Here is a 16,268-nt window from a genome sequence, read left to right on the forward strand (position 1 = left end):
AATATATCTATAGATAGGAGCTATCATTGTTTCAAAAAGATGCCTGGAAGAATGCCATTGCTATTTTTTTAATCAGTCGTTTGTTGATTCTCATCCTGACCTATTTTGCAGTTACGTTCTTTGGCTCTTTCCATCATCAGGAATGTTTCAGTGTTTTTTATCAATGCTCGTCCTCGTGGTTCAAACTCGATACGGTCCACTATGTGGAGATCGCTTATCATGGCTATCCGGATCTTGCTCGTTATGAGGCGGCTTTTTTTCCTTTCTATCCACTTCTCATCCACTTGTTTGGGAGCATTGGTGGTGGTAGCTATCTAGCCTATGTGATCGCGAGCTTTGTGATTGCTAATCTAAGCTTTTTGCTGGCGCTCGTTCTTTTCTACCATCTTGTGGCCCAGGATTTTTCGCCCGAGATTGCTCGCACTGGCCTGTTTCTGCTGGCCTTTCATCCTCTGGGGCTCTTCTTTTTTGCAGGCTATACCGAATCCCTCTTTCTGTTGTTGATTCTCTGCTTCTTTCTCTGTCTGCGCCATGGTGCAACATGGAACTGGTGGCTGGCTGGCTGTTTTGGCTGTTGTGCCATGGCGACAAGAGGGACCGGGCTGATCCTGCTCGTACCCTTTACCCTGACCTTCTTGCAGCGCTTCTGGCCCCAACGACGCAGATGGCGCTACTACTGGCCCGAGATGCTCCAGAAGGGTGCTGCAAGTATGCTGATTCCACTGGGACTGTTGCTCTATATGTTCTACCTCTTGGTTGTGCAAGGAAATGCTTTCCTATTCAGCGAGGGTGAGAAACACTGGGGGCGCTATCCGGGTATCCCTTTCAGCAGACTGCCAACTGCTGTGTATAGTATTCTTTTCCTCCCTCAGTATCGCGAGCGCAATCTCATGGACCTCTTGCTGACCTTACTTCCGATCATTGTGTTGTTGCTTGGATGGAGACTTCTGCCAAAGATCTATGCTTACTTTGCAGCGGCTCTGATTCTTTACTCTTTATTGTATCCTTATGGAGGCCCGGCCCCTTTCACTTCCGATCCACGCTATCTCCTTATGCTTTTTCCGTGCATCATCGTGCTTGCCATCTGGTCAAAACGTCCACAGTTTAAAGAGAGCTGGCTGGTTATCTCTGTGGTTCTCTTTACGATTAATATCTTTCTCTTTCTTAGCTCCGTCTGGGTAGCTTGATCCTGATGAGAAACGGATCAAGCTCTTTTATACGATCTGTCGCATAATCCTGATGAACAATCATTCATAATGGCCGCAGTGACTCCACTCCACTCTGGTACACCTTGCTATAGAGGGCACTCAAAGTCCCCTATCTCGGCTTACCTCCTTGATGAAACACACACCATCATGAAAGCCATAGCTCGCATTGTGTAACAGCTATACTAGAGATAAGAGGGCAGTAGCCTTACCTGGTATCTAAAAATCAGACAAATGGCACATGGGCTGGAAGGAGTCTTTATGGGCAACCCAAAGCATTCTCAGCGAGATGAGCGCAACCATCCATCAACAATTATTGAGACGACGCTGGAGACTGAGGCTACTTCTCCTGAACAGGAACGCTCGGCAGGCAATGATGAGAGGATGGATGCTGCCCAGAACCGCAGACGCAATGAGCCTATCACAGTTCTGATTGTCGATGATCATGCTTTAATGCGCGAAGGGCTCCATCAATTGCTCACATTAGAGGGCGATATGCAGGTCGTCGGCGAGGCCGCAGATGGCTTTGAGGCACTGGAGAAAATTCGTCAGGTGCATCCACAGGTCGTGCTCATGGATATTCATCTCCCTGTCGTAGATGGCATCGCTGTAACACGCCAGATTACATCCCAATTTCCAGACATCGCTGTGATTATGTTGACGATGCATCGCCAACAGCAGCAGATTGTGGATGCGATGAAGAGCGGAGCTCGAGGCTATCTGCTCAAAAGCAGCACCGTTCATGATCTGGCACAGTCTATACGAGCAGTACAGCAAGGAGAGATGGCGATTGCACCTGCTCTAACGGGTGCAATCGTCAATGAGCTGAAACGGCAACATGAGAGCCCTGGCAGTCCACAGACCGCTCAACTCTCTGAGAAAGAGGTGGAGATTATTCGCTATCTGGCGGCTGGAATGAGCAATAAGGAGATAGCTGAACATCTGGCATACTCTGAGAAAACCGTGAAAAATTATCTCTCGATCATTTTTCAGAAATTACACCTGCGCGATCGGACTCAGGTGGCAATCTTTGCTCTCCGTCAGGGCCTTCTTCCAGACGAAGAGCTCTAAACCTCTGCTATTGTCCAGAAGGCTGATAGACAATGTACCCTGCTATATGCCAGATACGATAGTGATCGAGGCCAGTCTGCGATACCTGATGCTGAAAAGCGGCTGGAATAGGTCCCGGCAACTGATCTGGAAAAACATAGGATGCCTGTGGATCACCATGCACCTGGTCAAGATAGCCTGGTACGCGATTATGTAAAGGCTGTAACACTCCATCCTTTACGTCAATAGAGGCACAGATAACCTTCTCGTTGCTCGCAAAGGCCAGATTATGGCAGGTCCAATAATTAGTGTAGAGATGGTGAACTCCCTTACTCTCAAGCAGGCTAATAAGCTCTTGACGCTGCTGACTGTCTACCTGAGCGGCTGGTACCTCGCTAAAGGCAATTCCAGTCCCAATCAATAGGAGTCCCCAGATGCCAATCAAAGCTGCTCGCCCGGTCCACATCTGCCAGCGTCTCTTACTCGCCACAAAAGCCAGTTGTGTCAGGGGCTCCAATAAAGCTGGCGTAGCGATCAGCAAACTAATAAGATAGCGAGCATGGAAGCCAGGCCAACTGACCGGCCCAGAGCTCATAATATACACACCGAGGGCCAGCAAGGCTGATAGGAGTAACAGCAATTGTGCCAGTCTGGCCCCTGTGCTCACTATCGCATTTCTCGCTATAGGCCCTCTCTTCTCTTCCACAACGTTCGCCAGTTCATCTTCTCCAGAGTCTCGCGTCTCGACAGACACAGCCTTACGTCCCGTCAGAACAGCTCGTGCATCCTCTCTCCATCTTCCAAAGCTCGCGATTAATTTGTAGAGCGTGATTAAAAAAGCGCCTCCCAGTAACAGGCCATATCCTGTCCCCCAACTGGCCTGAGCAAACGTACAACTGGCTGTAGGGGCAGAGTTATCCCCCAATTGAGGAATCTCGATCACTGGACAGAACGGATTACCTGTGGCGATTGGCATGCTAACAAGGAAGGTTGACTTTATGTTGTGCAGAATACCAGCCAGTGTATTGGGAGCGACCGAATTTGATCCGTGGGCCAGACCCAGTAGAATATCAATCGCATTCAGTCCCTGGGCATGATCATAACGAATGAGTGGCATTAGCCCAATGACAACTCCAACACCCACAACCAGCCAGGCCCAGGTCAGTACGTCTCGCCAGCAGCAGAGCAAGACCAGGAGTCCAGCCATCGCCAGAACTGGCAACACAACCATATCGCTCCACATCCCCAGTCCGATCGTTAATCCCAGACCACCATACGCCAGCAAGCGCTTGAGTATTGTTTGCACTGATGCCCTCCGCCGATAGCTTACAGCCAGCCAGCTAGCCAGCAAGAAGGCAAGAGAGCCAAAGAGAAGAGTCTGCGATGAACCGCCTGTAGCGATCGTCTGTCGCGTCAGAAAAGGGATTGAGCCAATGCTCAACGTCAGAACAGAGATTAATCCAACGCGAGGGGAGAAGAGGAACCGGGCGAGCAGATAGGTATTGATAAAAAAGCCTGTCACCATCAGCACGACTCCCAGACGGAGTGCAAACAGCGAGGGGCCCCCAAAGAGATGAAAGAACAGAGCCCCCAGATAGGCTTCTGTCACCCCCATATAATTCTGCCCATAGTAGATGTAAGGATGTTCGCCATGATAGGCGATGTGAAGGGCCATAATCCCCATCGTCCCTTCATCACTATTTGTTGGCGGCCAATTCAAGGCAATCAATCCAATGCGTAGCGTTGTGGCCAGAATAATTGCCAGCAGGGCATACAGATCTGTCCGCGTCCACCATGAGGACGTTGTACCTGGATCATTCGTTCTGGTATCAGGTTTTCTTTGGGCGGTTGCTTGCACTCTACTCACGTTCTTTCAGGAGAATTGGTCTCTACCACGATATTCTATCAGCAAACTTCATCCGGGCTCAGAGGTATTCTACTGAATGCTTCAACGACTCGTCAACAGGAGAGATTTTCCAGAACGGGATCTTGCTGCAATTATTAAAACCAGCCATGACGAGCGGCGATCACAGCGGCCTGAGTACGATCTTTGACACGAAGTTTCTGAATAATGTGGTGGATATGGGTCTTGACGGTATCGTGGCTGATCTCAAGACGCTGAGCAATATCGCGATTGCTGAGCCCGGAAACAACAAGGCGCAGCACATCCTGCTCACGAGGCGTTAATTCAGAGAGGTTATTGAGAAGAGGAAACTGCGCTCGAATCCTGGTGCCAACTCCTACCTGACTGAGCAGCTCCATCGTGCCACCAGCCTCCTGAACTCGCTCGCGCATACTCTGAATGCCAAAGTGGATCTTCTTTTCTTCGTCTTGAAGCTGCTCATGGTTACTCTGAATACCAGAATGGATGCTGTGATCTTCCGCAATCGCCTCGCTTCCTTCCTCCGAAAGAGAAAACCCTCGACCATTATCGCGGAGCTCTATCATCAAGTTAGTAACCTGGACCGAGAGCGTAATCTCAATCTCGGTTGCCTGTGCATGTTTACTAATATTGGTCAGACCCTCTTGAAAGATACGAAAGATGGGGGCCTCGAGGTGAGCTGGAATTTTCTGAAAGGCAGACAGGTCAACATGGAGATTGATCTGAGGATGGTAGGTAAGATAGTCCTGGAACAGTGCCTGGACCGCCTGTTGAAAGGATTGCTGCTCTAATTGCGGGGGGAGCAGGGAGCTCAGGGTGTAGCGAAGATCGCGCAACGTTCCATCCACGATTGCAGCGGTCCGAGGCACCTCTGTCATTGCCAATTGAGGCTGTCGCTGTTCTAGCAAACGTTGAATAAATTCTAATTTATGAAGAGCATAGCTCAAGTTTTGTAGAATCCCATCATGAAGATCACGCCCAATCCGTTTACGCTCCTGCTCGATGGCAGCGCTCCGCTCACGCTCACGCAACTCATAATTATACAGGAGAGCTCCCGCCACATTCCCCATATAAGTGAGTAGCAGGCTACGCTCATCCTGCAATGTAGCTCCCTCCTCAATCGCAAGTGCCACCAATCCTTGCAATGTACCATTATAGCTCAACGTGACCAACAAAACATGCTGTTCGTTCAGTTTAATAGAAGTGATAGTCTCGCCAGGACCGCGAAGCGCAAGCTGCTCCATCTCTAATCCATTAATCAGGTTTACAAGCAAACTTGAAGTAAGCTTCTCGCCCTGAGTGACGGCTGTAACCAGACGCTGTTGAGCTGCGTAGTATAGGAAGAGGCAAGCGCTTTGAGCGCGAACGGTGCGTTGAATCTGGCTGAGGATGGAATAGCGGAGCTCCTGAGCCTCCATATCTGCATTGCAGCCCAGGCCAAGTGCATACAGATTGGAGAGGCTAGAGAGGCTATACATCACCTCTGGCAGGCTGCGATACTGTTCATAGGCGGGGCCATTTACCTGGGAATTTGATGTATACATGCGTATCCCTCCTGGGTGATGTGATCAGAATTATGCTCTCTGTTTCCATCATACAGGGAGCGAAAAGAGCGTCAGTGTTGATATGCCAGTTTGGATAAACTGCATCGTTTATAAACTAAAGAAAATGTTAAATTGACATAAAGTGATGCAATTTATTTGACAGTGAGATCACTCTGATAGTATGATGGCTGTCGATACAGTCTGAACGCCTGGATTAGGAAGAAGAACATGGCTTCCAGCGTTAGTCGCAGGAAGTGCAGCGCAGCGAGAGAAAGGGAGAGCCATGACTCAAGATGGCGAATCTCAGCCGAAGCGACGTTCACGAGGAAATACAGTCGGCCAGGATTCTATGACCACAGTTCCCAACTATGGCCGGAATATAAGCCGAACTACTTCAGGAGCATCGCGTAACAGCGAGGTCAATTACGAATTAGAAGATGATCGTGAGACTATACGCCAGACAAGTAGTATGACCCGCTATAATCCGCCCTCTGCTACCTCATCGATACCACGTATTACCAGCGGGCGTTCAACTGCGAATAACACTAATTCTATTCCAACGCGTCGCCAGCCTTCGGGGATGACCAGGGATATTCCTCGGCCACCGCGTGTGACAACACAGACACCCCGTGTGACAGCTCAGACGCCGATGCGTATTGACCGTAATAGCCCTCCACCCAGAGCCAAACGCAATGTGCACTGGCTGGTACTGGTGGGAATGGGGATGATCGCTGCGCTCGCACTCTGGGTGATCGGGTCAGCTGCCCTCTCATGGGGCTTACAACGCTATGATGACTATCGTTACGGCAATCCACGTACCTTTCAGACTGATGCCGTGGTAGGACACAATAACGATAGCGCCGCCCATCCAAGTCATTTTGTGGCGATGAATCTCCATCGTCAACCCATTGTGGTTGAAATTGCCGCTGGTGACCCTGGCAAGCTTGTAAGCTATGCGGTGGCACCTCCTATCGTAGGCGATGGCGGCGATATTGCGCCTATTACGCTCGAGTTTCGCGATGTAACCAATGATCAGAAACCGGATATGATTATCCATATCCATCTCTCGCCACAAAATGATACGGTGATCGTGTTCGTGAACGATGGCACAAAATTCCGACCTTCAACGCCAAATGATCATCTTAGCAACTAGTAGAGTACGACACATAAAGAAGCGACCAGGCAAAATTTCGCCTGGTCGCTTCTTTATGACGATCTAGAATTATTTGTGGAAGACGCTGCGATAATGCTCGGAGACCATCTCGGCTGGAAAGAAGCGCAGAAGGCTCACAACGACTAATGCGAAGGCAGCCCAATCAAAGCCCGCATCGATCGGCACGCCTGCAACCGTCCCAATGACCGGCACGATGGTGCTCAAGACCACCTCACCCAGAGCATCTGGGAACAGAAGCAGTACAAGCAGACCGGCAATCGAACCCAGAAAGAGCACCTTTCTCAACAGCGGTACACGCCCGTCGCCCAACAATCTGCCCACTAATTTAAGTGTTTTAAAGCCATGAAAAAAGATATCCAGGCGCTTGACATGCTCTAGTCTGCGCGGATAGGCCATTTTTTGCGCTGATTCCTGGACCATAGCGTTTGTACCTCCTGCTAGTATTCCTTTTGTTATATATACGTGTGTAGCATAATTCTAGTTGCGAATGTCAATCCCATTTCAATGCGGAGGACGATTGATATTCGGTTACGCGCGTCTCAAAAAAGTTTTTCTCTTTGCTCAGATCGATGGTCTCGCTCAGCCAGGGAAATGGATGGGCTGCATGATATTGAACGGGCAAGCCAATCCGTTCCAGTCGTCGATCAGCAATATGCTGAACGTAGTGGCGAAAGGCCCCTGGTTGCAGTCCCAGGATGCCATAAGGTAGACAATCCTCTGCATAAGCAATCTCTAGCTCGACCGCTTCGTCGATCAATGCAAGCATATGCTGCTGAAACGCTGGACTCCAGAGTTCAGGATTTTCAGCTTTAATGCCATTGATGAGGTCGATGCCAAAGTTAAGGTGGGTAGTTTCGTCGCGCATAATATATTGAAACTGCTCTCCAATGCCTGTCATCAGGTTGCGACGATGAAACGATAAAATCATGGCAAAACCACTATAAAAGAAGATCCCCTCCATAATGACATAATAGCCAATGAGATTCGCTAAAAATTGTTGCGCACCCGCAAAGCTGTCTGTAGAGAAATTCGGGTCAAGGAGGGCGGCAGTAAGCTTCATCTCAAACTGGTCTTTGCGCTGGATGGCCGGAATCGTATGATACATGGTAAAGACTTCATGTTCATTGAGGCCAAGGCTCTCCACAATATAGAGAAAAGCATGCGCATGAATGGCCTCTTCAAAGGCCTGGCGCAACAGGTATTGACGGCACTCAGCATTTGTGACGTGCTTAAAAATTGCCAGTACAAGGTTGTTCCCCACCAGTGTCTCGGCAGTTGCAAAAAAACCCAGGTTGCGCATGATGATAAAGCGCTCAGACTCAGTGAGCCGCTGACTATGCCAGAGCTCAATATCTTTATTCATGGGCACTTCGTTGGGCATCCAGTGGTTAGCACACCCATTGAGATAATGTTCCCACGCCCAGCGATATTTTAGGGGCAGAAGTTGGTTGACATTGACCTGCTCTCCACGCAATAACTGTTTCTTTTCAGTTAGATTCTGCTTATTCGTTGACATATATACTCTCTTTCTGACGTTGGTACGATGACTATTGACAGGCTTCACAATCCTCATCAAGGGCACAGGTCAGGGGCCGTTCACGCTCAATCTGAATGGCGCTGGAGGCGCTGCTATTCTTCATCCAGCGCGGCTGAATTCCCCACCGATTGATGTCTACTGTGGATTTCTCAATCTGGGTGGCCGCCATGGTCCGTAGATAATAGGTTGTCTTTAACCCTTTCTGCCAGGCAAGAAGATAGATATCGTGGAGCTTTTTGCCGCTGGGCTCTACAAGATAAAGGTTGAGCGATTGTCCCATATCGATCCATTTTTGACGCCGACTCGCACATTCAATCAGCCACTCTGGCTCTATTTCGGCTGCGGTTAGATAGCGCCGACGGATCTCGATAGGGATCATTGTCAGTTCTTGAAGCGAGCCATCGTAGTATTTGAGGGCTTCGAGCATCTCTAGACCCCATAAGCCGACCGCTTTGAGATCCTGAACGAGAAAGGTATTGAGGATGGTAAACTCACCCGATAGATTGCTCCTGACATACAGATTTTTATAGGCTGGTTCGATTGATTGGCTGACTCCAACAATAGTGGAGATGGTTGCGGTGGGGGCAATCGCCATGACGTTGCTATTGCGCATGCCATAACGCTGGATGGCATCACGAACGGGCTGCCAGTTTCGACCTATGCTGCGATCCATGGCGATCTCTGCGCCTCTCTCTGAAGCTACCAGGGCGATACTATCGCAAGGTAAGATTCCTCGCTGCCACTTTGAGCCCTTATAGCTCGAGTAGCATCCTCGCTCAGCCGCCAGAGCAGTTGAGGCCAGGATGGCATAGTAAGAGATACATTCCATGCTGCGATCAGCAAACTCTATGGCTTCCTGACTGGCATAGCTGATTCCTTGCAGGCTAAGCGCATCTTGAAATCCCATCAGACCCAATCCGACCGCCCGATGGCGCAGATTCGCATTCTTTGCCTCAAGGGTTGGATAATAGTTGATATCTACGACATTATCGAGCATTCTCATCGCTGTCCCAATGGTCTGCTCGAGCTGCTCTTCATCCAGACGGCCATTGCGCAGATGAGCAACAAGGTTAAGCGAGCCCAGGTTGCAGACCGCTGTCTCGTCCTCGGCGGTGTTAAGAAGAATCTCGGTACAGAGATTACTGCTATGGATGACTCCAACATGATCCTGTGGCGAGCGCACATTGGCTGGATCTTTCCAGGTCAGCCAGGGATGACCTGTTTCAAAGAGTCGTGTGAGCATCTTACGCCAGAGCTCAAGCGCTGGCAGACGACGGAACAGTGTAATCTGACCCTCGTCAGCCAGTCGCTCGTAGTTGCGATACAGTTTAGAGAAGCGTTGACCATAGGCATCATGGAGTTCGGGGACCTCATCGGGGCTGAAAAGGGTCCACTGCTCATCATTCTGCACCCGCTGCATAAATTCATCGGAGATCCAGCAGGCTGTATGCATGTCATGAGTGCGGCGACGCTCATCTCCAGTATTTCGACGCAGATCTAGAAACTCTTCGATATCGAGATGCCAGTTCTCCAGATAGGCACAGACCGCTCCTTTACGCTTGCCTCCCTGATTAACAGCAATCGCTGTATCGTTGGCAACTTTAAGAAATGGGATAATTCCCTGGCTGATGCCATTCGTGCCCTTAATATGAGCTCCGGATGCCCGGACATACGTCCAATCATTGCCGAGTCCACCAGCCCATTTTGAGAGCAGTGCATTGTCTTGATAACTTTTAAAGATCTGTTTCAGATCATCTTGTATGGTTGTAAGATAGCAGGAAGAGAGCTGTGGATGGCAGGTGCCCGCATTAAAGAGCGTTGGTGTTGCGGGCGTAAAGAAGAAGTTTGCAATACAGCGATAAAACTCAAGCGCTCGTTGCTCTCGCTTCTGTTCATTGAGGGCCAGCCCCATGGCTACGCGCATCCAGAGGAGCTGCGGTAGTTCAATCCGCCGTCCTTTGATCTGGATCAGATAGCGATCATACAGTGTCTGCAAGCCTGGATAGGCGAAGAGCAGATCATTCTCAGATTGTAGGGCAGAACTCAACAGATCAAGATCAAATTCCAGCAGGCGCGGATCAAGGAGTCCACCCTGGATGCCTTGCTGAAGATAAGTAGCAAAATAGCGGCGATAGAGGTCGGGGGCATCTTGTAATTTCAGAGATTGGGGCTGATCAAGGGCTATCTCATCATAGAGTGAAAGCAAGAGAAGGCGGGCTGCGACATAGGTATACTCAGGCTCACGCTCGATATAAGTCCGGGCTACCATAATCATTGCCTGCCAGATCTCAGCTCGTGAGGCGAGCTCGATTGTGATTGTAGACTGTACCTCAGCCATAAGCTGGGGGATGTCCGTAAGATCCCGACAGGCATCTTGCAGAATAGCCTGTATATCCTGAATGCTCAACGCTGGTTTTTGTCTATTCTCAGCAGGGATCGTATGAATAAGAATATCTGCGGAGTGCGCCATCTCTCAATCTCTCCTCTTCCCAAATGTGGAAGAACGACAAAAAGCCTGTCCTCCGCATGAGAACAGGCAAGTGAGAAAAAAAGGCGCACATTCGTCTGCATCTCATTGCAAGTACAGTAAACAATCTACTGACTGGCTCAGAGCAAGACGAAAGGCCACATTTTCTGGTCTTTCCTTTTCACGCGAAAGGAGCAATCCAAATCTCGCAGGTGGGCATTCGGGCTTAGCAATCCGCTTTCTGGATTACATAACCGTTGCGCGACAGCGCCGGACTCACACCGGACTTTCCCCAATGACTAATGATGATATAGCAACGCCACGACAGCGTCGCCCCTGCAAGTGCTTTTTGTCTTTTTGCTTATTGGCCATCACAATATGTAGTGGCTCTACAAAATAAGCTACCATATGTTGGGTCTGAGCGTCAAGCAGAGTATCCGCATATCCCATTCAATATTGCTTGCTCAGAGCCAACATGGTAAGATTCAGCTAAAGAGATGATCACGCGCTGTTTGCGCGCCACCTACTACTCAACGATTCACCAGTTGTCGCTGGTTGTTACTTGTAGTACTGCTGCACAATAAAGTATTTGCACATTGAGCAGTTCTGCGTCAGGAAAGAGATGAACGGATTATGGCCCTTACGATAGGAATTATCGGTCTGCCGCAGAGTGGCAAGACCTCGCTTTTTAATGCTCTGACCAAAGCTGGTGCCCCGATTGGGTACGCATCCAGTACGGTCAAAGCGAATGTAGGAGTGGTTCAGGTTCCTGATCCACGCCTTCAACCCCTGGCTGAGATCTTTCAGCCGAAGAAGGTCACACCTACCACAGTTGAATTTGTGGACGTGGCCGGTATGGGTCAATCGGATCAGGCTGGCAATGAGAAAAAAGGTCTGAGTGCTGAGTTTCTTGGTCATATTCGCAATGCAGACGCTCTGGCAATTGTCCTGCGCACCTTTGCCAACGATAATGTATCGCATCCCTACAATTCAATTGATCCCATTCGCGATCTGGATAGCTTGAATGCTGAGCTCCAATTGACCGATCTGACCTCGGTTGAACGCCGTATTGAGCGCTCTACACGCTCTGCCAAGTCTGGCGATAAAAAATATGTTCAAGAGTTAGAGATTCTGCGCCGCTTTCAGGCAACTCTAGAGGAGCTTCAGCTCATCAGCGATATGGAGCTATCGCAGCAGGATCATGCGCTCTTGAAAGAGATGTTTCTCCTCACTGTGAAGCCGCGTATGTATGTGCTCAATGTCTCTGAAGGCACGTTAGGGGCTGCCGGTGAACTGCTGGCAAAGATTGCGGCTGGCGAGCAGGTTGATCCTACAACATTAGAGGGAGAACTAAAGGGGATTGCTCAGGTTGGCTTACGCGCCCGGGCCGAGAAAGCTGAGGCGGTGGCGACCTCCGCCAGCCTGGAGGCTGAGCTCTCCGAATTGCCCGAAGAGGATGCGAATGAGTATCTCGAGTCTTTGGGTAAACCCCAGTTGGGGACTGAGAGCGTCATTAAAGGCGGCTATCGACTCCTGAATCTGATTACCTTCCTGACCGCTGGTGAAGATGAGGTCCGCGCCTGGACGGTGACGCGGGGAGCCAAAGCGCCTGAAGCGGCTGGTAAGATTCACTCCGATATCGAGCGCACCTTTATTCGCGCTGAGGTCACCAGCTTTACCGACTTTATGGAATGCGGTTCTTTTGCCGCCGCTACCAAGAAAGGTCTCCTCCGTCTGGAAGGCAAGGAGTACGTGATTAAAGATGGCGACATTGCTCACTTTCGCTCTGGCAAATAAGCCGCACACGACCTTCATAATGATAGCTGCGTGAGTAAGGGATGAGCCGAGACTAGAGCCGTTGAACATCCCCTGATAGCAAACAGGGCAAGATGGCGGCTCTCTCCTTCAGGGGGAGAATGAGAGAGGGGGGGGCGTTTTCGGCCATCATGAATGATGGGCCTTACGTGTTTGGGCGACAAATCACTCGTAATGGGGCAATTTATTTGTTGAGGGGGTGACGGGAAATGGGGGGGGCATTTTCGGCCATCATGAATGATGGCCGTTCCCGGCTTACCTCCTTCATGAAATAAAAGCTACTATGATGGCCTTAACTCCACCCAATATCATCTATATAGACTGTCACAGCCTGGTTGAAGGGCATAGCGCTAAATTGTAGACCTAATTGGGGTGCGCTTCCTCCAAGTTGTGGCACCATAAAACTAAGATAGTTCCATTCACCTGCAACAAGATTAACAAAACCCCCTTGAGACCACCTATTGTTCTTATCTTGCACATAGAGTTGACCTGTAATGACGCTATGAACGGAACCAGGGACATAGACATATGCGCTGAGTACCTGACCCGAGGATGGGCCTCCTTTAGACGGATTCACCGAGATAAATGGCTGATCTTGTGCAGATTGTGAGAAAAATGTCACTTGCAGACTGTGCCTACCATCAAAGCCACTATTTACCATCGTGTTCTGGAGAGTACTGATATGCCCTGTCTTTGTCCAACTATCTAATCCTCCATCCTCAAATGAGTAGGTAAATCGGGTTGGTGGCTCTGTGTGAAAAGGTGGATTGGCAAGTTGAAGAGTAGATTGAAAATCTGTTGCCCGCACACTTTGTACTGGTGCCTGAGCAGGTGAAAGCTCTTTAACAATCCAGAGCATCCCGCTATCGCTCAATAATAAGGTTATAAAGAGAATACCTACGATCAGACGAGATTGGCTACGGCTGAGCAGCGTCTGTGGGGGGGCTACTGGTGAATACAACTGCTTTGCTGGCTGCAAAGCTCGTAAGATAGAGAGAGTAACGCTAGTAACTGTAAAGAGAGCCGAGATAATAGTAGCAAGTATTGAGTTTGCTAGAATACTCCAGATCCAGAGGCCAGCCCCCACAAAAGCAAAATTGACGAAGGCAATAATTATAATCCGACGCTGTATTCGACTCATGTGTGATTTCCTCTGCTTGCAAATAGATATTCCCTGGCAGCAGCGGAGTATACCATAAATATTCGCAATTCATCAGCATTTCAACCTTTTTTTATGTGCATTCTCCATTTAAAGTATCTCTACTTAGTTCTGGCTATTTTTAGCGCCGGGCAGAAAATACACGAAATTATGGAGACCATTGGCCTGATCTCTGGCTTATACTATCTCCATAAAGATTTTTGATCAAAAATCTTACACACCAATGTAATTTTATTATTCACCAATGACTCTATATTATTCGTTCATGGTACTTATAAAAGCGTTTATACATTAAAAATTTTTGAGGGACTACCATAGCTCTTATCCCAGAGATGGCAGAGAGGATAAAACATATGACCTGTTCGGCGGGGCGCTCGTATACCGTTCAGACTGGGGATACATTGTTTTTGATTGCGGAACGTGAACTAGGAAATGGACAGCTCTGGACCAGGATTTTACATTCTGATGGGACGCCTTTTACGGCTGCAACGGCAAAAACTATCCATGCAGGACAGACCATCTGCCTCCCTATTCTTTCGCCCTCCGGGTCCACTGGCCTGACTCAGATTATCACTCAGTCAGTGTATGAAAGTATGTTTCCGCATCGCAATAGCCTGTATAGCTATGCCGCTCTGGTTCAGGCCGCTCAAAGCTATCCGCTCTTCTGCAATGAAGGTTCACTGGAGCAGCGTACGAGAGAGGCGGCAGCTTTTTTTGCGAATTGTGGTCACGAGACTACTGGCGGCTGGGATCAGGCACCAGATGGACCCTATGCCTGGGGGCTCTACTTTTTAGAAGAGCAGAGCACGATTCTGGATCCTTACTGCTATCATGGAAATTCTGCTTACCCCTGTATGCCTGGTGTAACCTATCATGGTCGTGGGCCACTTCAGCTCTCCTGGAATTATAACTATGGAGCAGCCGGGGCCGCATTGGGTATAGATCTACTCAAACAACCTGATCTTCTGACAAAGGATGGAGTCATCTCTTTTTTAAGTGCTCTCTGGTTCTGGATGACACCACAACCTCCCAAGCCATCAGCACATTCAGTCATGAGTGGTACATGGCATTCAACAACTACTGATATTCAGGCTGGCCGCTTACCAGGCTTTGGCATGACAATTATGATTATCAATGGCGGCGAATGTGGTCATCCTGGCTCTCATGCTGTGCTCAACCGCATCGGTTTCTATCAACATTTTACGAAGCTTCTCCAGGTGGACCCGGGGCAACATCTTTACTGTAATACGATGCATCCCTACTAACAGTAGCTTTCCAGTTCTCGCTGGAGAGGCCATGAATCTGAACGGCGGGCCGGGTCAGCACGCTCAGCGGATGGGACTGCGGCCCTGTCCGGGGGTTGTACTCGCCACAGCTTCAATGTATTGGTGCTGATGACACGGGCTGAGTGGAGATGCTATCATGATAGCGATCATCTATCATTCCATTCAGGAGAAGGTTTAGAATGCCAACAAGCAACGAAAAATATACGGCTCTGCTCAATGATCTACGCGAGCTAGAAGTCTATTTACATGGTCGTGGAGATAAGACGGGTGAGCTGGCTCAACGCTTTGCGGACAACGCGAAGAAGGATGCCTCCAATCGGGAATTTGACCTGAATCAGTCTCGCATGCTCGATTATCAGAAACATGTCTGGCACGAGATAGGCAACCTGGTCGAAAAGCTCGTCAAACAATACGAGTAACTCTTTTTGCAGTTGATGGAAAGAGAGGCCGATGGCGAGAAGGCCCCTGGAGAATGTTTGCTTCATGAAGAAGGCAGGTCGTACATAACAACTTGCCTTGTTCATAGGCCCGTATCATCATTCTGTTAGCGGGCCTTTTCGCTGCGCAGAGAAACGATAAAACTTAAACGAGGACAGCTCGGCGGTAAGGAACGCCATTGTCACCAAACGAGCTGGTATATTCCTGACTATTAATCACATCATTGATGATGTCTCGCATAGACCAATGATGATGGTGATAGAGCTCACCATAGTGCTGACGAGCAGGCTCATCGATCTGGCGGCCCAGAAATCGCTCAAAGCACATCTCAAGTGCATCGTGCATTGAGACGCTATCAATGCATTTACTGGCGTATTCAGCCGACATTGCCAGTTCACGAACAACATCGCGAATGCTTGCCTGACCATTCATCAGCTGGCAGCCGTGGGTCATCAGACCTGAGGCATCCATGATGCTCCCATTATGATCCAGTACACCTCGCTCGAGGACCTGACGATAAATCTGATTTACCAGCCAGGGAACATCCTGGGGAGGCCATGTCATAACCATCGGTGTCTCCTTCTTTCTCTTCTTCTTTTCTTGTATGGATACGTTGAATGATTTGTTCGCTTGAGAGAACAGTTCAAATAGCTATCCCACTGACATCGTACCGCCAGACATAAATAGAGCATACAGATGTACAGATAAAAC

Annotated in this window: 13 protein-coding genes; 6 read left to right on the forward strand and 7 right to left on the reverse strand. The window is 49.2% G+C overall.

The window, feature by feature from the left end:
- Window positions 1–26: 26 nt before the first annotated feature.
- Window positions 27–1,187, forward strand: coding sequence for a putative hexosyltransferase (locus EL628_RS02065; protein WP_126578140.1), 1,161 nt, complete (start codon window positions 27–29; stop codon window positions 1,185–1,187).
- A gap of 279 nt (window positions 1,188–1,466) precedes the next feature.
- A complete protein-coding gene (locus EL628_RS02070; protein WP_161975211.1) occupies window positions 1,467–2,276 on the forward strand; it encodes a response regulator in 810 nt (269 codons plus the stop codon).
- 7 nt (window positions 2,277–2,283) lie between these two features.
- Here the strand turns inward: EL628_RS02070 and EL628_RS02075 are convergent, their stop codons facing one another.
- Window positions 2,284–4,113, reverse strand: a complete 1,830-nt coding sequence (locus tag EL628_RS02075) for an ArnT family glycosyltransferase (RefSeq protein ID WP_126578142.1) — start codon at window positions 4,111–4,113, stop codon at window positions 2,284–2,286.
- A 143-nt stretch (window positions 4,114–4,256) separates the two neighbouring features.
- On the reverse strand, window positions 4,257–5,681 hold the full coding sequence (locus EL628_RS02080; RefSeq protein WP_126578143.1) for a helix-turn-helix transcriptional regulator: 1,425 nt from the start codon (window positions 5,679–5,681) through the stop codon (window positions 4,257–4,259).
- A gap of 283 nt (window positions 5,682–5,964) precedes the next feature.
- Here EL628_RS02080 and EL628_RS02085 point away from each other — a divergent pair, with 283 nt between their 5' ends.
- Window positions 5,965–6,834: a hypothetical protein gene (locus tag EL628_RS02085; protein WP_126578144.1), complete on the forward strand. Its 870-nt coding sequence runs from the start codon at window positions 5,965–5,967 to the stop codon at window positions 6,832–6,834.
- A 69-nt stretch (window positions 6,835–6,903) separates the two neighbouring features.
- On the opposite strand, the gene EL628_RS02090 is transcribed toward EL628_RS02085, so the two are convergent.
- The 3 genes from EL628_RS02090 to EL628_RS02100 form a co-directional block, all read right to left on the reverse strand.
- Window positions 6,904–7,275 carry a hypothetical protein gene (locus EL628_RS02090; protein ID WP_126578145.1) on the reverse strand — a complete coding sequence of 124 codons (372 nt, stop codon included), beginning with the start codon at window positions 7,273–7,275 and terminating at the stop codon, window positions 6,904–6,906.
- 70 nt (window positions 7,276–7,345) lie between these two features.
- Complete coding sequence (locus EL628_RS02095) at window positions 7,346–8,371, reverse strand: ribonucleotide-diphosphate reductase subunit beta (RefSeq protein ID WP_126578146.1); 1,026 nt, start codon at window positions 8,369–8,371, stop codon at window positions 7,346–7,348.
- 31 nt (window positions 8,372–8,402) lie between these two features.
- The gene (locus EL628_RS02100) at window positions 8,403–10,862 is read right to left on the reverse strand and encodes a ribonucleoside-diphosphate reductase subunit alpha (RefSeq protein ID WP_126578147.1); all 2,460 of its coding nucleotides are present in this window, start codon (window positions 10,860–10,862) and stop codon (window positions 8,403–8,405) included.
- A 630-nt stretch (window positions 10,863–11,492) separates the two neighbouring features.
- Between EL628_RS02100 and ychF the strand changes: the two genes are divergently transcribed.
- Window positions 11,493–12,656: a redox-regulated ATPase YchF gene (gene ychF / locus EL628_RS02105; RefSeq protein ID WP_126578148.1), complete on the forward strand. Its 1,164-nt coding sequence runs from the start codon at window positions 11,493–11,495 to the stop codon at window positions 12,654–12,656.
- Window positions 12,657–12,966: 310 nt separating this feature from the next.
- Here ychF and EL628_RS02110 read toward each other — a convergent pair whose 3' ends face one another.
- Window positions 12,967–13,815 (reverse strand): carbohydrate binding domain-containing protein, encoded by an 849-nt coding sequence (locus EL628_RS02110; protein WP_126578149.1) that lies wholly within the window; start codon window positions 13,813–13,815, stop codon window positions 12,967–12,969.
- Window positions 13,816–14,186: 371 nt separating this feature from the next.
- Between EL628_RS02110 and EL628_RS02115 the strand changes: the two genes are divergently transcribed.
- Window positions 14,187–15,098, forward strand: coding sequence for a chitinase (locus tag EL628_RS02115; RefSeq protein ID WP_126578150.1), 912 nt, complete (start codon window positions 14,187–14,189; stop codon window positions 15,096–15,098).
- A gap of 200 nt (window positions 15,099–15,298) precedes the next feature.
- Window positions 15,299–15,538 (forward strand): hypothetical protein, encoded by a 240-nt coding sequence (locus EL628_RS02120; RefSeq protein ID WP_126578151.1) that lies wholly within the window; start codon window positions 15,299–15,301, stop codon window positions 15,536–15,538.
- A 163-nt stretch (window positions 15,539–15,701) separates the two neighbouring features.
- Here EL628_RS02120 and EL628_RS02125 read toward each other — a convergent pair whose 3' ends face one another.
- Window positions 15,702–16,127, reverse strand: coding sequence for a phycobilisome rod-core linker polypeptide (locus EL628_RS02125; RefSeq protein ID WP_126578152.1), 426 nt, complete (start codon window positions 16,125–16,127; stop codon window positions 15,702–15,704).
- Between the last annotated feature and the right edge of the window lie 141 nt (window positions 16,128–16,268).

The organism is Tengunoibacter tsumagoiensis (assembly GCF_003967535.1).
Lineage (GTDB): Bacteria > Chloroflexota > Ktedonobacteria > Ktedonobacterales > Ktedonobacteraceae > Tengunoibacter > Tengunoibacter tsumagoiensis.